Annotated in this window: 20 protein-coding genes; 10 read left to right on the top strand and 10 right to left on the bottom strand. The window is 69.6% G+C overall.

Translation table 11 applies throughout. The annotated features are described in order from the left end of the window. Positions 1–35: 35 nt before the first annotated feature. Positions 36–1,325: an adenylosuccinate synthase gene (locus IU450_RS01740; protein ID WP_195148012.1), complete on the bottom strand. Its 1,290-nt coding sequence runs from the start codon at positions 1,323–1,325 to the stop codon at positions 36–38. A gap of 277 nt (positions 1,326–1,602) precedes the next feature. Between IU450_RS01740 and IU450_RS01745 the strand changes: the two genes are divergently transcribed. Next, on the top strand, positions 1,603–2,262 hold the full coding sequence (locus tag IU450_RS01745) for a hypothetical protein (RefSeq protein WP_228833899.1): 660 nt from the start codon (positions 1,603–1,605) through the stop codon (positions 2,260–2,262). Next, positions 2,259–3,041 (top strand): site-2 protease family protein, encoded by a 783-nt coding sequence (locus IU450_RS01750; protein ID WP_195148014.1) that lies wholly within the window; start codon positions 2,259–2,261, stop codon positions 3,039–3,041. Before IU450_RS01745 ends, IU450_RS01750 begins: the two co-directional genes overlap by 4 nt. A gap of 313 nt (positions 3,042–3,354) precedes the next feature. Here IU450_RS01750 and IU450_RS01755 read toward each other — a convergent pair whose 3' ends face one another. The 3 genes from IU450_RS01755 to IU450_RS01765 all read right to left on the bottom strand — a co-directional run bounded on the left by IU450_RS01755 (position 3,355) and on the right by IU450_RS01765 (position 6,019). Next, positions 3,355–4,458, bottom strand: coding sequence for an FUSC family protein (locus tag IU450_RS01755; protein ID WP_195148626.1), 1,104 nt, complete (start codon positions 4,456–4,458; stop codon positions 3,355–3,357). Between the two features lie 105 nt (positions 4,459–4,563). Continuing rightward, on the bottom strand, positions 4,564–5,007 hold the full coding sequence (locus tag IU450_RS01760) for a DUF3151 domain-containing protein (RefSeq protein ID WP_043733992.1): 444 nt from the start codon (positions 5,005–5,007) through the stop codon (positions 4,564–4,566). Positions 5,008–5,476: 469 nt separating this feature from the next. Next, on the bottom strand, positions 5,477–6,019 hold the full coding sequence (locus IU450_RS01765; protein ID WP_195148015.1) for a hypothetical protein: 543 nt from the start codon (positions 6,017–6,019) through the stop codon (positions 5,477–5,479). 1,240 nt (positions 6,020–7,259) lie between these two features. On the opposite strand from IU450_RS01765, the gene IU450_RS01770 reads away from it, so the two are divergent. Together IU450_RS01770 and IU450_RS01775 are read left to right on the top strand one after the other, a co-directional pair. Next, the gene (locus tag IU450_RS01770; protein WP_228833900.1) at positions 7,260–8,231 is read left to right on the top strand and encodes a hypothetical protein; all 972 of its coding nucleotides are present in this window, start codon (positions 7,260–7,262) and stop codon (positions 8,229–8,231) included. A 98-nt stretch (positions 8,232–8,329) separates the two neighbouring features. After that, entirely contained in the window at positions 8,330–9,397 is a 1,068-nt protein-coding gene (locus tag IU450_RS01775; protein WP_195148016.1) for a fused (3R)-hydroxyacyl-ACP dehydratase subunits HadA/HadB, read from the top strand. Positions 9,398–9,407: 10 nt separating this feature from the next. On the opposite strand, the gene IU450_RS01780 is transcribed toward IU450_RS01775, so the two are convergent. After that, positions 9,408–10,874, bottom strand: a complete 1,467-nt coding sequence (locus IU450_RS01780; RefSeq protein ID WP_195148017.1) for a DUF4185 domain-containing protein — start codon at positions 10,872–10,874, stop codon at positions 9,408–9,410. A 151-nt stretch (positions 10,875–11,025) separates the two neighbouring features. Here IU450_RS01780 and IU450_RS01785 point away from each other — a divergent pair, with 151 nt between their 5' ends. Next, a complete protein-coding gene (locus IU450_RS01785; protein WP_416382825.1) occupies positions 11,026–11,178 on the top strand; it encodes an excalibur calcium-binding domain-containing protein in 153 nt (50 codons plus the stop codon). A 43-nt stretch (positions 11,179–11,221) separates the two neighbouring features. Next, positions 11,222–11,548: an excalibur calcium-binding domain-containing protein gene (locus IU450_RS01790; RefSeq protein ID WP_195148720.1), complete on the top strand. Its 327-nt coding sequence runs from the start codon at positions 11,222–11,224 to the stop codon at positions 11,546–11,548. Here IU450_RS01790 and IU450_RS01795 read toward each other — a convergent pair. Next, complete coding sequence (locus IU450_RS01795; protein WP_195148018.1) at positions 11,545–12,663, bottom strand: BTAD domain-containing putative transcriptional regulator; 1,119 nt, start codon at positions 12,661–12,663, stop codon at positions 11,545–11,547. The two genes, IU450_RS01790 and IU450_RS01795, sit on opposite strands and share 4 nt — an antisense overlap. 32 nt (positions 12,664–12,695) lie before the next feature. After that, complete coding sequence (gene fbaA / locus IU450_RS01800) at positions 12,696–13,730, bottom strand: class II fructose-bisphosphate aldolase (protein ID WP_195148019.1); 1,035 nt, start codon at positions 13,728–13,730, stop codon at positions 12,696–12,698. 298 nt (positions 13,731–14,028) lie between these two features. On the opposite strand from fbaA, the gene IU450_RS01805 reads away from it, so the two are divergent. Together IU450_RS01805 and IU450_RS01810 are read left to right on the top strand one after the other, a co-directional pair. After that, entirely contained in the window at positions 14,029–14,685 is a 657-nt protein-coding gene (locus tag IU450_RS01805) for a DedA family protein (protein ID WP_228834009.1), read from the top strand. A gap of 4 nt (positions 14,686–14,689) precedes the next feature. Continuing rightward, complete coding sequence (locus IU450_RS01810) at positions 14,690–15,388, top strand: DedA family protein (protein ID WP_195148021.1); 699 nt, start codon at positions 14,690–14,692, stop codon at positions 15,386–15,388. A gap of 6 nt (positions 15,389–15,394) precedes the next feature. On the opposite strand, the gene IU450_RS01815 is transcribed toward IU450_RS01810, so the two are convergent. The 3 genes from IU450_RS01815 to IU450_RS01825 form a co-directional block, all read right to left on the bottom strand. Beyond that, positions 15,395–16,480 (bottom strand): glycoside hydrolase family 76 protein, encoded by a 1,086-nt coding sequence (locus IU450_RS01815; RefSeq protein WP_195148628.1) that lies wholly within the window; start codon positions 16,478–16,480, stop codon positions 15,395–15,397. Between the two features lie 271 nt (positions 16,481–16,751). After that, positions 16,752–17,438: a TrmH family RNA methyltransferase gene (locus IU450_RS01820; protein WP_195148022.1), complete on the bottom strand. Its 687-nt coding sequence runs from the start codon at positions 17,436–17,438 to the stop codon at positions 16,752–16,754. Between the two features lie 43 nt (positions 17,439–17,481). Next, positions 17,482–17,817: a DUF4190 domain-containing protein gene (locus IU450_RS01825; RefSeq protein WP_195148023.1), complete on the bottom strand. Its 336-nt coding sequence runs from the start codon at positions 17,815–17,817 to the stop codon at positions 17,482–17,484. A 92-nt stretch (positions 17,818–17,909) separates the two neighbouring features. On the opposite strand from IU450_RS01825, the gene IU450_RS01830 reads away from it, so the two are divergent. Both IU450_RS01830 and IU450_RS01835 read left to right on the top strand, forming a co-directional pair. Beyond that, positions 17,910–19,277, top strand: a complete 1,368-nt coding sequence (locus tag IU450_RS01830) for a sensor histidine kinase (protein WP_195148024.1) — start codon at positions 17,910–17,912, stop codon at positions 19,275–19,277. Next, entirely contained in the window at positions 19,274–19,927 is a 654-nt protein-coding gene (locus IU450_RS01835) for a LuxR C-terminal-related transcriptional regulator (RefSeq protein WP_195148025.1), read from the top strand. Before IU450_RS01830 ends, IU450_RS01835 begins: the two co-directional genes overlap by 4 nt. Positions 19,928–19,955 lie beyond the last annotated feature (28 nt).

The following is a 19,955-nucleotide window of genomic DNA, read 5'->3' on the forward strand; positions in this document are numbered from 1 at the left end:
AATTTCCGCTGGACCGCGCGGAATTCGAACAGGTTCTAGCCGAGTACGTCGTGCCGGACGATGGTCTGATCCCGACCGGGACCCACGCCGATGCACGAAATACGGGCGCCGGAGAGTTCCTCCAAACGCAACACGTACGCCTGGGCGTTGGCGGGCAGCTCCTCGAAGGTGCGCGCGCCGGAAATATCCTCCCACCAACCGGGCATTTGCTCGAAAATCGGCTTCGCGTGATGGAATTCGGTCTGCGTGGTCGGCATCTGCTCCACCCGCTCGCCATCGACCTCGTAGGCGACGCAGATCGGCACCGTGTCCAGACTGGATAGAACGTCCAGTTTGGTGAGGAAGTAGTCGGTGATGCCGTTGACCCGGGTGGCGTAGCGCGCGATCACCGCGTCGAACCAGCCGCAGCGGCGAGCCCGGCCGGTGGTGACGCCGACCTCGCCGCCGGTCTTGGCCAGGTAGGCGCCGAACTCGTCGAACAACTCGGTCGGGAACGGGCCGGAACCGACCCGGGTGGTGTAGCACTTCAGGATGCCGAGCACCGTGTTGATCCGGTTCGGCCCGATGCCCGCGCCGACCGCCGCGCCGCCCGATGTCGGGTTCGACGAGGTGACGTACGGATAGGTGCCGTGGTCGACGTCCAGCAGCGTGCCCTGCGAGCCCTCCAGCAGCACCGTCTCGCCGCGCTCCAACGCCAGATTCAGTTTCAGCCGGGTGTCGGCGATCCGGTGTTTGAAGCTGTCGGCCTGGGTGAGCACCTCATCGACCACCTGCTGCGGATCCAGCGCGCGGCGGTTGTAGATCTTGACCAGCACCTGGTTCTTGAACTCCAGCGCCGCCTCGACCTTCTGGGTGAGGATCTTCTCGTCGAGCACGTCCGCCACGCGCACGCCGACGCGGGCGACCTTGTCCTGGTAGCACGGCCCGATACCGCGGCCGGTGGTGCCGATCTTCTTGTTGCCGAGGAAGCGTTCGGTGACCTTATCGATGGCCACGTGGTACGGCATGATCAGGTGCGCGTCGGCCGAGAGCAGCAGGCCGGTGGTGTCGACGCCGCGCTCTTCCAGACCCGCCAGCTCGTCGAGCAGCACGCCGGGATCGACGACGACGCCGTTGCCGATGACGTTCGTCACGCCCGGGGTGAGGATGCCGGAGGGAATCAGATGCAACGCGAAGTTGTCACCGTTCGGCAACACCACGGTGTGACCGGCGTTGTTGCCGCCTTGGTAACGAACCACCCATTGCACCCGGCCGCCGAGCAGGTCGGTTGCTTTGCCCTTTCCCTCGTCACCCCACTGGGCGCCGATGAGGACGATTGCCGGCATGGTCGTTCTCCTACGTTCGACAGGCAACACTGACGTGTTGCAGCTACCTGCCGTACTGAGGCGGTGGCCGGAAGCACAGTCTAGCCGACCCATCCGCGGCGGCATCGCAGCGGATCTCGTCGTAGGCTCGACAACCGTGTGGTCGCGGCCGGGCAGGGCTATGGTTGCACGGCACGCCGAGCGGCAGCGCGGCGTGGACGGGAGAGCCCAGTGGGTTCGCCCGCGATCGTGAGGGGCCCGACGGTGTCGGCTCGAACCGAGGAGGGTGTACGGCAGCTTGAGTACCCATGTTCTCCGCTGCGACGGCGCCCCCGTACCCATCGCGCTCGCGGCACTGCCGACCACCCAGACGGCCGCCGTCCCCGATCCCACCGTGATCGACGAACTGCTTCCCGTGCTGGCCGCCGACAGCCTGCCGCGGCTGATCGTGCTGGGCGAGGACGCCGCGCTGGCCGCGGTGCTCACCCACCTGATGCGCACCGAGCGCCTGCACGTCGAGATCGGCTACGTGCCGGTCGAGAAGACCTACGCTTCGCGGGCGTACCAGACCGGTACCGGTAACGCCGCCGCCAAGCGCGCCATCGAAGGCCGTGCCGTCGAGACGCCGCTGATTCGCGACGACACCGGCAAGGTGCTCGCGGGCCGAGCGGTGATCACCGGCGTCGGCGGCGAGAAGCTGGAGGGCGAAGCGTACGTCGACGACACACTGCTGTTCTCCGGAAAGGTGACGGCCATGCTCGTCTCGCCGTGCCTCGGGCAGCCCGGCGTGCGGGCGACCGTGCGGAAAGGGTTCCGCAAACGACGCTGGGTGGAGGGACGAGCGGCACAACTCGGCACGCCCGGCGCGATCGTGACCAGGGACGGCGTCCGCGCCGATCGCCCGGTGCCGCGCTCGAGCTTCTACCGCCACCACGAACCATGGCTGCTGGTGCGATGAACGCTCCGTTCCCGATCGACCGCAGATCGCGCGCGGTCCGGCCCAGCCCGGTGTTCCTGCTCGTCATCGCCGTGACCGCGGTCGGCGGCGCGCTGGCCTGGGACGCCCCGCTGGACTCGACCAGAGCCAAGGCCGGGGTATTCGTCTTCGTGGTGGCCGGGTGGGTGGTGACGCTGTGCCTGCACGAGTTCGCGCACGCGTACACGGCCTGGCGCGCGGGTGATCGCGAGGTCGAGTTGCGCGGCTATCTGACGCTCAACCCGTTGAAGTACAGCCATCCCCTGCTGTCGATCGTGTTGCCGATGGTGTTCATCGCGCTCGGCGGCATCGGCTTGCCGGGCGGCGCGGTCTACGTGCACACGCACAATGTCGCGCCGCGCACGCAGCGGATCATCAGCGGCGCCGGTCCCGCGGTGAACGCGCTGTGCGCGGTGCTGCTCTTGGTGATCGTCCGGATCTGGGGCGGCACCGACCACCACCCCGCGTTCTGGTTCGGCGTCAGTTTCCTTGCGTTCCTGCAGATCACGGCGACGCTGCTGAACCTGATCCCGCTGCCGGGCCTGGACGGTTACGGCATCCTCGAGCCCTCGCTGAGCTACCAGACCAGGCGCTCACTCGACCAGTTCAAGCCGTTCGGCATGCTGATCCTGTTCGCGCTGCTGTTCACTCCCGCCATCAACGAGGTGTTCTTCGACGCGGTGTACGCGCTGTTCGGACTGTCCGGCGTGCCGTCGAATTGGTCGCGCTACGGCGGCTACCTGACGCGATTCTGGACCTGATCGCCGGGATCGGTTCCCGGCGAGGCGCGAAGCCGCCCGGTCGGGTCGGCCGGGCGGCCCCGCTTCTTCGCCCGCTTCGGATCCGCCCCACCCTCCAGCCACCACACCCCTTGGCCGGAGGGTCCTTTCGTCCACGAGCGAAGCGATCGACCGCGATACCCCTCGAACTCGCGGTCACATCGCAAAACTACGGCGGGCAGACGCCCGCGACACGAGTAGCGCACTACTTGAAGATCAACTTTTCGGCGTGCCGCGCCCGGCGCGGACCACGGTCCCCGGCGCGAATGTCCGAATACCGCTGAGTAGTCCGGCGTCAGACCTCCGGCCGCACGTACGGATTCTTGACCGTCGGCGGCAGCAGGGCAATCGCCGAGATACGCTGCACGCCGCACACCTGCATCAGGTCTACCAGCGTCGAACGTACCTGCGCGAAGACGACGTGCGCCGAGAGCCCCGCGCCCGCTACCAATTCCGGGCGCGCGCCCTTCGCGACCGAGCGCAGTACGCGGGCGGCCTCGGCCCGGTCGGGCTGCTCACCCGGGTCGGTCAGCATCATCCGGCGCACCACATCGACGGCCTGACCGAGCCGCTCCACCTCGTCGATCAGTCCGGGATCGAGGATTTCGTCGTCGCGCACCAGAGTCAGCGAGCGGCGCAACAGCACCCGGGTGTTGCGGATGGCGTTGTCCAACGGATCCGCCGTGGCCCTGATGCGATCGAGGCGGGGACGGGAGTTCCAGTACAGCGGTGAGATCCGGCTGATCTCGCGGCCGCCCTCGAGGGTGGCGCGCAACGAATCGATCTGCGGCTGGGTGGCGCGCATCGCGGTGAGCGCGCGGTGCAGCTTCTCCGGATCCTGTTCGAGCAGTCCGTCGGCACAGTCGGTGATCGACTTGCCCATCACGCCGAGGATGTCCGCGGCCAGCGTCCGCGCCCTGCGCACTGGGTGCAGCGGTATCGCGGCGACCACCACAACGCCGACCAGACCGCCCACCAAGGCGTCGATCATGCGGGACAGGCCGCCGCCCGCCGAAGGCGGCAGCAACGTCGCGACCAGCACGGCGGAACCCGCCGCCTGCATGGTGATGATCGAGCCGCCGTCCAGGAACACCGCCGCGGCCATGGCGACCGCGACCACCAGCGCGATCTGCCACACGCCGGTGCCCGCACGGGAGATGAACAGGTCGCCGATGCCGATGCCGACCGCGACGCCGACCACGAGTTCCACCGAGCGGCGCAGCCGGGCGCCGAAGGAGATGCCGATGGACACCACGGCGGCCGTGGGCGCGAAGAACGGCAGCGCGTGGCCGATCACGTGATGGGCGAGGAACCAGGCCAGCGCGGCGCCGACCGAGCACTGGATGATCGGCAGGACCGACCGGCGCAGCCGCGCCCACGAGGCGCGCAACCTCGCCATGCTGCTCGCGCGGGCGCTGCCGACACGGGAATCCGAGTCGAGCCCACCCGTCACCCGGCCACCACCCGTCGTCGAATCGCTACGCGGTGCTCCGATCACTACGACTCAGTCGAGGCCGAGCTCCGCGGCCGCCCGGGGGTCGCAGTCTTCCAGCAGGTCGAGGCAGCGTGCGTACTCGTCGGTCTCGCCGATCACCTTGGCGGCGCGGGCCAGCGCGCCGACGCTGCGCAGGAAGCCCCGATTCGGCTCGTGACTCCACGGCACCGGGCCGAAGCCCTTCCAGCCGTTGCGGCGCAGGAGGTCGAGGCCGCGGTGATAGCCGGTGCGGGCGAAGGCGTACGCGGCGACGATGTCGTGATTGACCGCCTCGTCCTGCGCCTCCCCGCGGGCCAGCGCCGCCTCGGCGAGGTGCGCCCAGGCGATCGAGGCGGCCGGATGATCGGCCGCGACCCGCACCGGATCGGCGTTGTCGAGGAGCGCGTCCTCGGCATCGGAGATTTCGGGTAGCAGTACCGGTTGCGGTCCGAGCAGGTCACCGAACGAGGTCATGCGCTTCATTCTGCACCGCAGGCCGCTCCGGTCGACAAGCGGCCGCCTCGCCCCGCTCGCCCCAGCGCACAACAGCAGACAGACTCCGCCCCACCGCGTTCGTTATGCAGCTGCCGACCCTCCACTTGCCCGGCGCAAATCCGAGGAGGACTTCGCACCAGCCACTGGCGTGTTGTGCGGTGTCGGGGTTCGGTTGAGAACTCGACCACGGCCTGGAAGTTGAAGTCACGGGGCGATGTGTAGCGCCCGGGCAGGCTGGCCCCCTGTGTTCGCCGAGTTCGAGGCGGCCCACCGTCTGGTGCTGCACCCCCGGTGCGCGAGCCGGTTCATGCCGCGAAATGCATGGATTTCGGGGCGGCCGCGGGTCGTCGAGCGGGGGACTCGGCGTTCGTTCGGCTCGGCGTGGGCTGATGGCGGACTTCGCCGGGCCGCGCCCATTAGGCTGGCCGTCGAGTTCAACAGTTCCGCCTTAGCGAGGGGTGTGCGTGTCCGACCCGAACGACGAGAAGAACACGGCGCGGGATAGCGCCGGACCGGCCGACGCAGCCGGGGCCGACGCACGCCCTGACGCCGCCACCGAACGTATTCCGGCAACGGGAAAGGGCGCCCCCGCTTCCTCGGCCGCCCCCACCGAGCGCATCGCCAAGGCGCAGCGGCCGGGTGAAACGACGTCCGGTGGCACCGGCCGATCCGCCTCGGGCGCAGACACTTCCGCTGCGAGCCCGAACCCGGACGCGGGCACTCGCGGTCCGGCTCCCAGCGCGCCGCGCACCGCGGAGCCGAGACAGGCCCCCGGCGGCGGTCCGGCCTCGTCGCAGGACACGAACTCGACGCCGTCGAACACGGCGGGCGCGAAACCGGCGAACGGCCCCGCAGGCAGGACGAACTCACCGACTTCCACCGCGCCGAATGCCGGCGCTTCCGCACCGGCGAAGGGCGCGGGCACCGCACCGCATCCCAGCGCGTCCAGCGGCACGAAACCCGCTGCCACGGATAACCGGACGAACTCCACGAACCAACCTGCCCCCGCGAATTCCCCGGCGGCCCGGCCCTCGAGCGCAGCTGGCACAGCAGGCGGCCCAGGCACAACCGGGGGCCCGCGCGCAGCCGGTAGCCCAGGCACAGCCAGTGGTCCCGGCATAGCCGGTAGCCCAAGCACAGCCAGTGGCCCCGGCACAGCCAGTGGCCCGGGCACAGCCGGCAGCCCAGGCGGGGCCGGTGGCCCGAGCGCGGCAGGCGGCCCGAGCGCGGCAGGTAGGCCAGGCACAACCGGGGGCCCGGGTGCGGCCGGTAGTCCGCGCGCAGCCGGTAGCCCAGGCACAGCTGGTGGTCCGCGCGCAGCCGGTAGCCCAGGCGCAGCAGCCGGTGGTCCAAGCGCGACAGGTGGTCCGGGCGCAGGAGCCGGTGGTCCAAGCGCGGTGGGTGGTCCGGGCGCAGCAGGCGCCAAGGGCACACCCTCCGGCCCGGTCGGCGGAAAGGCGCCGACGTCGAACGCGCCTGCGGGCAGCGCACCCGGCTCGGCGGCGGGCGGGGTACCGGTCGGCACCGGTAAACCGAACCCATCTGTGTCCGGCTCTGGCCCCGCCAAGACCCCGGCGCCCCAACCAGCCGGGAAATCCCCTGTTGCGCAGCCTGAAGGCAGGCCGAACACACCGCCCCCGTCCGGGCCACCCGCTTCGAACGCGCCCGGTAGCAAGGGCGCGGCACCATCCGGACCGGCCGGTCCCGGCACGGCTAGCGACGCGCGTGGGAATGCCGGCGGCGAACCGGCACGCTCCGGTGGCGGCACGTCCGAAGCAGGCCGGGGAGCCGATGCGAAGACGGCCGCGGCCGATCGGGAATCCGCACCGAAGCAGCCGGAAACCGGCGGCGGCACGCCGAAGACCGGTTCCGCACCGGAGGGGTCGGCCGCAGCGCGCACCGTGGTGATCAAGCGGGATCAGACGCCGCCCGGTACACCCCCAGGTTCCGCACCGGGCACGTCCCCGGCAGGGGGTTCCACTGCGAAAGGCTCCGGAGCGCAACCGAGCAGGCCCGCGCAAAACCGGACAGCGCCCGAATCCGGCGCACAAGCGGCCGGTGCCGCCGCAGCCGTCCCGAAGCCAGCGGAGCCGGCGGCGGGCTCCTCGCCGAAGACCATCGCGGGCGGTAAGACCCCGACGGGTGATTCCGCTGCGCCGAGCGGCACCGCCGAGACCGCCGCGATTCCACAGGACGGTCCGGCCCCGGGCGCAGAATCCGCGACCGTCGTGATGCGCAGGCCGCAGCCGCCGGCCGGACCGGGCGATGCCGAGTCGGCGACGACCGACAAGTCCACCCCGGGTGACGACCAGAATCCGCCCGGTTCGGATGACGTCACGATGGCGATGCGGGTGGTCGACGCGGACGACGCGAAGACCGTCGCGCTCCCCATCCAGCGCCCCGCCGACGGCGGCAGGCCGGGAACCGATCGCGTCGTCGCGTCACCAGCGGGACCGGTTCCGATCACGAAGCCACCGAGCACCCCGCGTCCCGCTGCCGGGCCCAAGCAGCCCGGACCGCACGGCCCGTCCGGGCCGCCGCAGCACGGTCCGGGAGTCGAGGAGACCCGCCCGTCGCCGCCGCGCGCGGCGGGCAGACCGCGTCAGGTGTCTACCGCGCCGTCCCCCGCGGACGTCCAGCAGACCGTGCCCGCGCAATCGATGGCCGGTCCGCGCGCGCCGCAGACCCGTCCCGTCCCACCCCCGCAGCGGATCGCCCCGGCGGCGCAGCCAGGCGCTGGGGCATCCGCCGCGGACACTGGTCGGCCCAACCGCAAGCTGATCCTGGTGGGCGCGGCAGGCGCGGCGGTGATCGCACTCGTCGCGGTGATCGTGGCGCTGGTCACGATGACCGGCGAGGATTCCCCCGAGACGCAGGTGCGCGGTGCGATCACCAGCTACACCGAGGCACTGCAGACCGGCGACCTGGAGGCGCTGCGCTCCTCCACCTGCGGCCCTCTGCACGACTTCTACCAGGGCATTCCGAGCGACCAGTTCGCCGGCGTGCACAAGCTGTCGGTCGAGCGCAAGAACATCCCGGTGGTGGACAGCATCGACGCCATCCGGATCACCGACGACACCGCGATCGCGCAGGCCACGGTGTACACCGAAGCCGACCCGGCGAAGCGGTCCGCACGCACCTTCGACCTGCAGCGCACCGACGACGGATGGAAGGTTTGCGACCCGCCCTCCGGCACGCAGTAAACGCCCGGCGGCGTGATAGCCGCCACGCATCGATGCCGGTCGCGCGCGTCACACTCACCTGGTCAATGGTCCGGTTCGGCAGTAGCATGGCCCGGATCATGAGCAGGGAGCAGACGATGGCGCGGCCGGATGTCGATCTCGTTCCGGTGACGCCGACCGGACAGCGATTCCGGGTCCGCGACCACTACGAGGTCGGCCGGGAAAAAGTCCGGGAGTTCGCCCGCGCGGTACAGAACCACCACGCGGCGCATCAGCGCGAGGGCGACGCACGCGCGCTCGGTCATCTCGGCATCATCGCGCCGCCGACCTTCGCCTCGGTGATCGGGATGACCGGCACAAGAGCGCTGCTCGACTCGGTGCTCACCCAGTACGACCTGTCCCAGTTCCTGCAGACCGACCAGGTCTTCGAGATCTACCGGCCGATCCTGGCCGGCGACCGGGTGCGCAGCGAGATCGTCATCGAGTCGATCCGCCAGTTCGGCGACAACGACTTCATCGTGGTGCGCTTCGCGCTGAGCAACCAGCACGGCGAGGTCGCCATCGTCGGGTCGACCACGATCGTCGCGCGCCGCGGCGTCGAGGTCGACGCGGGCCTGAACGACGTGGTCGAGAACATCATGATGCACGGGCGTCCGGTGGAATCGGCCCAGGCGAGCGCCGATCTCGCCCGGAGCGACGCGCTGGTGCCGCTCGGCGTCAGCCCGCTGGTCGAGCCGGACCGACACGAGATCGCGCCGGTGCACACGGTGCCCGCGTTCGACGAACTCGCCCCCGGCGACCAGCTGCCCGTCGGCTCCTTCCGGCTGACCCGCGGCGACCTCGCGAACTACGCGGGCGTGTCCGGTGACGCCAATCCGATCCACTTCAGCGACCACGCCGCGCAGCTGGCCGGGCTACCGACGGTGGTCGCGCACGGCATGCTGACCATGGGGCTGGCCGGCGGCTATCTCACCGACTGGCTGGGTGATCCGACCGCCATCCGGAAGTTCAGTGTGCGGTTCTCCGGTTTCGTCCCGGTCGCCGCCGACGCGGCGAGCACGGTCGAGTTCACCGGCAAGATCAAGTCGCTCGACTCGGCCACGCGCACCGCGACCGTCCTGCTCGGCGGCTCCGCCGAGGGACGCAAGCTGTTCGGTCGCGCACTGGCCGAGGTTCGGCTCCGCTAGCGCGACCGGATCACTCGGTGAAGACCGAGTGCATCAGGTAGACGTTGTAATCACTCCAGGTCGACATGGTGAAGTAGAAGTCCGATCCGGATGACCAGGGGTGGATGAACCCGCCGTACAGCTCCGGATAGTTCAGCACCGACACTGTCGGCGTGCTCTCCGACCACGCGCCCTGCGGTGTGTCCGCCTCACGGACGACGATGGCGGCCTTCGTCGTGTCCAGATAGCTCATCTGCCAGACGTTCCGTGCGGCGTCGTAGCGCACGGACAGTTCGCCTGCGGGGCCGTTTACGATCGGTGTGGCCGAAGCGAACCCACCCACCGGTGTCCACGCGCCGTCGCGCCAGTACTGGTAGGCGGTGGTGTTGAGGAGTTGCTCCTCGGGCACCCTGGCCAGGCCGACCGCGCCGAGCCGAGTGTTGGGCGTGCCGAACATGTACACATGGCCGCCGTGCGGGACCATCGCGCTCACCTGGAAATTCGCCAGGCCGAAGATGTTGTCCCAGCGGGCGTGCGGGTCCTTCGTCCAGGTCTGGCCGTGGTCGTCGGAGTAGGCGATGCCGCCGTAGTTGGTGAAGAACGTGCCGGGCAGGCTGTTCCAGGTCCGGATGGACATATAGCTCAGATACTGTCGCTCGCCGAGCGCGAAACCCGAGGTGGGAATGGTGGTGACCTCGACATTGTCCAGCTTGCGGCTGGAGAGCACCTCGGCCGCGTGACAGCGGTCGTCGGTGACCATCCGGTCGAAGGTCACCCCGTCGGCGAGTTCACGGTCGGTGCTGAAGGCGAGCACGTTGCTGCGCCAATCCAGTCCCATGCCGCCCGGTGGATGGAAGCCGCGACCGACGGTGTCGCCGAACGCGGTCGCGATCTCGCCCGGTGCGCTCTCCCACATGATCCCCAGGTCGGTGCCGTCCACCTGCCACCGCTTGTCGGTGCGGTTCACCGAGTTCGCGCCGGTCAGCTTCGCCACCTCACGGGCGGGACCGAGCCGCGGCGCAGGCCGGGCGGGCGACTGCGCCGCGGCTTCGACCGGCGGCTGCACCGGCGCGGGAGGCGGCGGCACCGGGCCGGGGTCCGGACCCGGGCCGGGAATCGCGAAGTGGAAAGGTTTGGGGTTCAACAGGATCTCCGGAATCCCCAGTTGCGCGGCGAGTCCGGGTGGCGCGCCGGGCAGGTCGGTGAGATCCGGGCAGGGATTGGTGCACGGGTCCGGTGGAAGCTCCATCCGCGTTCGCTTCGGCGCGGGTTCCGGTGCCTGCGCCGGGAGCACGGTGATCACCGGATAGGGAATCGGCACCTCCAGCGTCTTCGGCACCAACGGCTCGTGGGTCGCCACCGGATCGGTCGCGCACGGCCCCACTCCGGCAAGGCCGTCGGTCGCTTCGGGCGCGGCGGCGGCGGGCCCGTCGGCGTAGACGAGCATTCCCGCGCCGACCACGACCGCGCCCACCGCGGCCAGCATTCGCATCGCCATAGCAAACCCCTCGAAATCCGTTGCGGACACGAACCTTGCGGACACGAACCAGCGGAACGACACTACCGCGTTCGCCTTTCAGGCACCGGCAGACCGACACGCTCGATAAAGACGTCTGCTCACCGCCGCAGCGCTCACCCTCGCCCCGCCCGTGGCCACGGCGCAGCCGAACGCCACCCAGCCCAATGCCTACTACAAGAACTGTGCTGCGGTGCGCGCCGCGGGCAAAGCGCCCTTGCTGCGCGGCGAGCCGGGGTACGCCCCGCACCTGGACCGGGACGACGACGGGGTCGCCTGCGAGTGAATCTCTCCGGCGCACCGGCCGATCCGGGAGCAGGATGGAAGGCGTGACCAAGATAGTTCTCCGCGTCGTACCTGCGATCGGGGCGACGCTGCTGGCGGCCGGAGCGATCGCGCTCGTGCCGCCGGCGGCGTCCGCCGTCGCTCCCCGGGCCGCCGCGATCGCCGGACCGCACGAAGACCATCCGATCCCGCACAATCGGACCGGCCCCAAGGGCGAAAGCCAGCGGCCGGAGGAATCCGGTGAGCGGTCGCGGAAGATCTACACCGATTGCGACCAGGTGCGCGCGGAGGGGGCCGGGCCGCTGTACCGGGGACAGCCTGGCTTCAACGCGCATCTGGATCGCGACGGCGACGGGATCGCCTGCAACTAGCGCAGCGCCTGGAAGGTCAGGATCGTCCCGCCGATGCGGATCTGATCGCCGTCGGCCAGCAGTACGCCGCTGTCGATCGGATCGTCGTTGACGAAGACGCCGTTGGCCGAGTGCAGATCCTTGATGAGCAGGCCGGCACGGCTCGGCATGATGTGCGCGTGGTAGCGGCTCGCCCGCGGGTCCTCCAGGACCAGATCGTTGTCGGTCATCCGGCCGATCCGCAGACCGCCCTGCGCGATCGTCACCGCACGACCGTCCGGCAGGCGCAACTGGCCGCTGCGCACCGCGCGCGGCATCTCGGTGACCGTCTCGGTCATCGCCGCGGCCAGACGCTCGACCTGCCGGAACTCGACCGTGCTCAGCGGCTCCTGCCGCAGCACGCGCTGCTCCAGATCGACCAGCGCCGGGCCCGGGTCGATGCCCAGCTCGTCGGCCAGCACCCCGCGCACCTTCCGGCATGCCTCCAGCGCGTCCGCCTGGCGTCCGGACAGATACAGCGCGGTGATCAACTGACCCCAGAGCGGTTCGCGCAACGGGTGCTCGGTGGTCATCGCCACCAGCTCGCCGATCACCGAGGACGCACGCCCGCAGGCGATCTCGGCGTCGATCCGGGCCGAGGCGGCCAGCAGCCGCTCCTCGTCCATGGCCGTGGCGAAGCCGTCGGCGAACTGCAAACCGGCCAGATCGGCCAGCGCCCGGCCGCTCCACTCGCGCAGCGCGGAGCCGAACAACTGCGCCGCCCCGGCGTGATCGCCCGCCTCGGCGGCGCGGGCTCCCGCTTCCCGCGCCGCCTCGAAACGTCCCAGATCGCAGGCGGTCTCGTCGATCTCCAACCGATAGCCCGCGGACTCGGTGCGCAGCACCGTGGCCGGGTCGACCCCGGAATTCCGCAGCGCCTTGCGGATGTTCGAGACGAAAACCTGCAGGCTCGCGGCGTAGGAGTCGGGTGGTTCCTCGTTCCACACCAGGTCGGCGAGCGCGGCGGAGGACACCGCGCGCCGCCGATTCACCGTGAGCGCGGCGAGCAGAGCTCGCGGCTTGGGCCCGCCGACGGCCACCGGTTCACCACCGACGAGCAGTCGAACGGGCCCGAGCACACGCACATCCAGACTCATGTGCGCCAAGCCCCTGACGGGTGCACCAGGGGTCAGGCGCTGATCGAGCGCCCGGCGGAGTGCAGGTCGTTGCACGCCTCCACCACACGCGCCGCCATCGAGGCCTCGGCCTTCTTCAGGTAGCTGCGCGGGTCGTAGGCCTTCTTGTTGCCCACTTCACCGTCGATCTTCAGCACGCCGTCGTAGTTGGCGAACATGTGCCCGGCGACCGGCCGCGTGAACGCGTACTGGGTGTCGGTGTCGACATTCATCTTCACCACGCCGAACCGCAGCGAGTCCTCGATCTCCGATTTCAGCGAGCCGGAACCGCCGTGGAAGACGAAGTCGAACGGCTGCGCGTCGCCGGCGAGGCCGAGTTTGGCGGCGGCGACGCGCTGGCCCTCGGCGAGCACCTCGGGCTTGAGCACGACGTTGCCCGGCTTGTACACCCCGTGCACGTTGCCGAAGGTGGCGGCGAGCAGGTACTTGCCGTTCTCGCCCGCGCCGAGCGCGTCGATGGTCTTCTCGAAGTCCTCCGGCGAGGTGTAGAGCTTTTCGTTGATCTCGGCTTCGACGCCATCCTCTTCACCGCCGACGACACCGATCTCGACCTCGAGAATGATGTTCGCCGCGTGCGTGGCCTTCAACAGCTCCTTCGCGATCTCGAGGTTCTCGTCGATCGGGATCGCGGAGCCGTCCCACATGTGCGACTGGAACAGCGGGTTCTGGCCGGCGTTGACCCGCTCCTGAGAGATCGCCAGCAGCGGCCGGACGAAGGTGTCCAGCTTGTCCTTCGGGCAGTGGTCGGTGTGCAGCGCGATGGTCACGTCGTACCTGGCCGCGACCACGTGCGCGAACTCGGCCAGCGCCACCGCACCGGTGACCATGTCCTTCACACCCTGGCCGGAACCGAATTCCGCGCCGCCGGTGGAGAACTGGATGATGCCGTCGCTGCCCGCGTCCGCGAAACCCTTGATGGCCGCGTTGATCGTCTCCGACGACGTGCAGTTGATGGCCGGGAAGGCGAAGGAGTTGGCTTTGGCCCGACCGAGCATCTCGGCGTAGACCTCCGGAGTCGCGATGGGCACAGTAAGACCTCCGTGTTGTGCGGCAAAGACCTATTTTGTCAGCCCTTACCCTAAGGCAGCAGTGTTTCGCCTGGTATGCAGGGAGGGAGTGCGCAGGGGACCCACCGGTAATTTTGCGCACAGCGCGAGCATTCTCAGGCGGAGCCGGTACTGTGGGGCCGGTAATTTGCGCTGGCAGCTTCCGACGCGGTGGCAAGCGATGCAGGCCAGCCGTATCGGGACAGGAGGCCACGTGATTCTGCAGGCAGCGACAGAATCGGTGACGAGCAACCTCGCGCTTACCGAGTTGCTCGATCCGATGCACCTGCTCACGGAGACGTGGCTGAAGAACGCGGTGCTGCCGGCCATCCTGGTGATCGTCTTCATCGAGACCGGCCTGCTCTTCCCCATCCTGCCCGGCGACTCGCTGCTGTTCACCGGCGGCCTGCTCGCCGCGCAGCCCAATCCGCCGGTGTCGATCTGGGTGTTGGTGCCCGCCACGGTGGTGGTCGCGTTCGCCGGCGACCAGTGCGCCTACTGGATCGGACGGGCGATCGGGCCCGCGCTGTTCCACAAAGAGGACACCCGCTTCTTCAAGAAGCACTACGTCACCGAGACGCACGAATTCTTCGAGAAGCACGGGCCGAAGACGATCATCCTGGCCCGGTTCGTGCCGATCGTGCGCACCTTCATGCCGGTGCTGGCGGGCGTCTCCAAGATGGATTACCGCAAGTACGTCGCGTTCGACATCGTCGGCGCGCTGCTGTGGGGCGGCGGCGTCACGGTGCTCGGCTACTTCCTGGGCAACGTCGCGTTCATCCGGGACCACGTCGAGGCGATCTTCCTGCTCATCGTGTTCGTGTCGATTCTGCCCGGCATCACCGCGGTGGCGAAGAAGCTGCGCAACCGCGGCGGCCCTGCGGTCGAGCCCGCCGAGGCCGAGCTGACCGTTTCGACCAGCGAGCCCACCCGCTGAGCCGGTGACGACCGAATCGTCGCCCCTAGCCGTGGGCAGTTTCGATCCCCTGCTGTCGGCGGGCCCCGCGCTCGTCTGGACAGTGGTGCTGACATTCGTCTTCCTCGAATGCGCTGTGATCCTCGGGCTGTTCCTGCCCGGCGACTCGATGCTCATCACCGCGGGCATCGTGATGGCATCGCACGCCTCCGGTGAGGCGCACGTGTGGGCGCTGTCGCTGGGCGCGATGGTCGCGGCCATCGCGGGCAACCAGGTCGGCTACGTCATCGGCCACCGGGCGGGACAACACCTGGTCGCGCGGAAGAACGGCAGATACATCAACGTCCGCAACCTGCAGCGCGTCGCGGAACTGCTGCACCGGCACGGGTTCCTCGCGGTGCTGATCGCCCGCTGGATTCCCTGGGTGCGCACGCTGTGCCCCTCGGTCGCGGGCGCCGCGCGGATGGACCACCGCAAGTTCACCGTCGCCAGCACCATCGGCGCGATCGTCTGGGCGCCGGTGCTGTTGCTCATCGGCTACTACGCGGGCAGCTTCCTGCAGCGCGTGCCCTGGCTGATGCCGATCGTTATCGGCACGCTGGTGGTGGGCCTGATCATCGGGACGGTGCTGGGCGTGCGGCACTATCGGCAGGAAATGTCCCAGCCTGCCGAGGACTTCGCGTTGGAGACCAGCCCGAGCGTGATGCTCGATTCGGAGAGCTGACCCAGGTCACAGGCCCGCGGCGCTGACCTGGAAGGCCGCCTCCATGAGCAGCCAGCCCGACAGCTGCACGGACAGATCGCGTTCGGGCACTTTCGACGGGGTCACCGAGCCGCCCGCGGTGAAACGGCCCGCTCCCGCGCTGCCGCCGGGCAGTTGCGCGGGTTTGCTCCAGTCGTGCCCGAACAGCGGCTCGCCCTCGACCTGGAGCCGGTTCGCCCATGCCGCGGCGGCGGACGCGTGGACGATCGCGGCGGCCGACCGGCGGTCGGCCACCTGCTCGGCGTCCTCACCGGGCAGCATCACCGCGACCAGCGCGAGATAACGAGCCAGGATGCCGTTGAACAGGCCACCATCGCCACCACCACCGCCGCTGACGACACCGCCGGTGGTCATGTGCTGCTCGACGGCCGCCAGCAGCCGATGCACGCGTTCGGTGTGCCTGGGCTCGCCGGTCTGCACGGCCAGTTCGGTCTCCAAGGCGAGCACCACGCCCTGGCAGTAGGTGAACACCGGACGCTCGATCGCCCCGGACGGTAGATGGATACCGTCCAGGATCAAACCGGTCTCCGGGTCACGCAGTGTCGCGTCCAACCAGTCCGCCATCTCCTGGGCGCGCTGGATCCGCCCGAGCCGCAGCAACGCGATCGCGGCGGGACCGTTCGCGGGCGCGTTGAAATAGTCCGAGCCGATGCGCCAGGGCAGACCGCCCCCCGCCTGCGGCTGCCAGCCGTCGTGCAGTTCCTTCTCCAGCGCCGCGAGCGCACTGCGCACGTCGGCGCCCTGTGTGCGCTCGGCGCGTTCCAGGGCGATGGCCAGCCACGCCATATCGTCGTAGTACCGGTTGGTCCAGCCGGTGAGATTGCGGAAGCGATGCGAGCGCGCCAGCGCGGCGATTCGCCTGCGGCGCAGCGGAGTCGGCGCCCGGTTCGCGGCGTCGACCGCGCAATCGATGAGATGCGACTGCCACCAGTAGTGCCACGAACCGAAGACTCGCTCGCGCTTGGTGGCAGGCCAGCCGACCACGCCGAGTTCCGTGCCCGGCAACGCCCACAGCGCCCGCAGGTGCCGCGAGACGACCGCCGATTCGGCCATGTCGGCTCGTTCGGACCACAGCGTCGCCGAGGCGACGCCATCCCGGCCCGCCGCTGCACGGCCGGCCGGCGGACGCGGTGCCGCGGAGCCGTTTTCGGCGTGTTCCGCGCGCGGCACCTCGATATCGTCGCTCCGCGAGGTCATGAATCAATGGTGCCAGGCAAGAACGGATTTACGCGCCCGATTTGTTACGAAAGCGATGTGAAATCGTGCCGGTGCACTCCGGCACAGGAAGATCTCCTGTTCACACGGTCGACGAGTCGTCCGGCACTCACCACGCGGCGGTCAGATCGGCGTGTTGCCGGACCCAGGCGTGCATGGCGATCCCCGCGGCGACGCCCGCGTTGATACTGCGGGTGGAGCCGAACTGCGCGATCGACACCGTCATGGCCGCGGCCTGCTTGGCGTGGTCGGTGACACCAGGGCCTTCCTGGCCGAACAGCAGCAGGCACGCGCGCGGCAACGTGGCCGTCTCCAGCGGGACCGAGCCAGGCACGTTGTCCACCGCGACCACCGTCAGCCCGGCCCGCTCGCTGAACGCCAGCAGCTCGCCGATATCGGTGTGGTGACGGATGTGCTGGTAGCGGTCGGTCACCATGGCGCCGCGACGATTCCAGCGCCGCCTGCCGACGATGTGCACGGCCGCGGCGGCGAAGGCGTTGGCCGTGCGGACCACCGTGCCGATGTTGGCGTCGTGCCCGAAATTCTCGATCGCGACGTGGAACGGGTGCCTGCGCCGGTCGATGTCGGCGACGATCGCCTCGCGGCTCCAGTACCGGTAGGCATCGACCACGTTGCGGCGATCGCCGCCGGCCAGTAGCTCGGGATCCAGGCGCGGATCGTCCGGCGGCGGCTCGGCGTGCTCGCTCGCCCACGGGCCGACGCCGTTCGGGTGTTCACCCCACTCCGTCGGCCCGGGTAGGTCCTGCTCGGCCGCGTCCGGCACTGGATGACTCACCCCGATGATGCTAATTCGGGCCGCCGCGCCCGAGCCGGGTGGCTCAGTAGCTCGACGAGCTTCCCGCGAACGCGCCGACCAGGCCGAGCACCACGAACAACGCGACGAACACCAGGCTCAGGCACAACAGCGCGGTCGCGATGATGCCGCAGATGTACCCCGCGTTGACGTTCCCCCTGCCACCGATGGTTCCGCCGGAGGTGTCGATCTCGTTGAGCGCCCGCTTGCCCATCACCCAGGCGAAAGGTCCCATGAACTGGCACAGCACGAGGCTCAGGATGCCCAGGATCAGAATCGTGGTGGCTTGCGGATGGTCCGGGGATCCGTAGGCGCCATAGGCTGGGTAGCCGTACGGCGGCTGCTGCGGCGGGTAGCTCATCAGCAGGATCGTAGTGGGTGTAGCCCGCTACACCACACCTACGGTGGGCAGCTCCATCGAATTCCGGAATCGCCGCGACAACCATGGGATCCATGACCGAGACACACGCCGAAGCGACCCTCGTGCTCGACCCGCCGGGGGCGGCCGAACCGCGAGAGCACGTGCTGCGCACGGTGTTGCTCGCGCCGGTGCGCGCCCGGTTCTGGAAGGAACTCGTCTACGTTCTCACGGTTTTCGTGCTCGGCTGTCTGGCGGTGATGTACCTGTTCTTCGGCTTCGGCGGTGGGTTGTACCTCGCGATCACCATCGTCGGGCTGCCGGTACTGGCACTGGTGCTGCTGGGCGGACGAGTGTGGGGCCGCGTCTACCGCGCACTGGCCAGGGACCTGCTCGGTGTCGCCGTTACGCCGCCTCCGCCGTTCGCGCCCGCGCCCGGCCCGATCGGATTCCTCAAAAGCGCTTTCACCGATCGGGCGAGCCTGCGTGCGGTGGTTTTCCTGCTCGCCCAGGCCGTGCTCGGCGTCGCAGTCGGATATCTGGTGCTCGTGACGGTCGCGATGACGATGTTCACCGCGATCTCCCCGCTTCCGTGGGCGCTGATCCACCCGACCAACGTCGACGAGAACGGCGTCGAGCACCAGTCGATGATCCAGTTCGGCGAGTTCTACCTCGACAGCTGGCCGAAGGTGCTGGGGCTCGCGCTGGTCGGCGTGCTCGGCTGCCTGGTGTTGCCCTGGCCGCTGCGCGGCGTCTGCTGGTTGCACCGGCTGCTGACCATCGCCCTGCTGAGCGCGACGGTTCGCGACCGCCGGGTGACCGAGCTGCAGGAGAGCAGGCGCACCGCGGTCGAGGACTCCGCCGCGACGCTGCGCAGGCTGGAACGCGACCTGCACGACGGCACCCAGGCCAGATTGGTCACCATCGCGATGGCGCTGGGGCGGGCCGAGGACCGGCTCGCGGCGGGCGGGAACCCGAGCGACCTGATCGCGGACGCGCACGCGAGCTCCAAGGAGGCGCTGACCGAACTGCGTGAGCTGGTGCGCGGAATCCACCCGCCCGCACTGGAATTGGGACTCGAACCGGCCCTGGAGACGCTGACGGCGCGCTGCTCGGTGCCGGTGCAGCTGCGGGTGCACCTGCCCGAGCGGCCGAGCCCGGCCATCGAGGCGATCGCGTACTTCTCGGTGGCCGAGCTGCTGACGAACGTGGTGCGGCACGCGGAGGCCACCGGCGCGTGGGTCTCGGTGCTGCCGAGTGACCGGCGGACCATCGCGGTGACGGTGCGCGACAACGGGATCGGCGGCGTGGTCGCGCCCGTGAACGGCGCGATCGGCGCGGGTAGCGGGCTGTCCGGCCTCGCGGCACGGGCTCGCACCGTGGACGGGACGCTGACCGTGCAGAGCCCGGCGGGCGGACCGACCGTGGTGACCATCCTGCTGCCGCTGGCGGGTTCCCGATGAGCGACGGACTGCGCATCGTGATCGCCGAGGACAGCGCCATCCTGCGCGACGGCCTCGCCGGACTGCTCACCGAACGCGGCCACGAGGTGGTCGCCATGGTCGGCGACGCGACCACCCTCGCGGACGTGGTCGGCAGGCACGATCCCGACGTCGCCGTGGTGGACGTGCGGATGCCACCGAGCTACACCGACGAGGGGCTGCTCGCCGCCATCGAGCTGCGCCGCAAATACCCGATGACCGGCGTGCTGGTGTTCTCCCAGTGGGTCGAGACCCGTTACGCCACCGAGCTGTTGGCCGGTGGCGCAAGCGGCGTCGGCTACCTGCTCAAGGACCGGGTCGCCGACGTACGGGACTTCGTGGACGCGCTGCACCGCGTGGCCACCGGCGGCACCGCGCTCGACCCGGAGGTAGTGAGCCAGTTGATGGGCGCATCGCGTCAGCAGGACTCCCTGGCCCGCCTCACCCCGCGCGAACGCGAGGTGCTCGAGCTGATGGCCCAAGGTCTGTCCAACAACGCCATCGCCGCCGCCCTGACCGTCACCGAGCGCGCGGTGGAAAAGCACATCGGCAATATCTTCATCAAGCTCGACCTACCGCCCTCCGAGACCCACCACCGCCGGGTCCTGGCGGTATTGCGACTCAAGGGCTGACGACGCTGTGGTTTGTCGGCGTGCTGTG

This window comes from Nocardia abscessus, from assembly GCF_015477775.1.
Classification (GTDB): Bacteria; Actinomycetota; Actinomycetes; order Mycobacteriales; family Mycobacteriaceae; genus Nocardia; species Nocardia abscessus_A.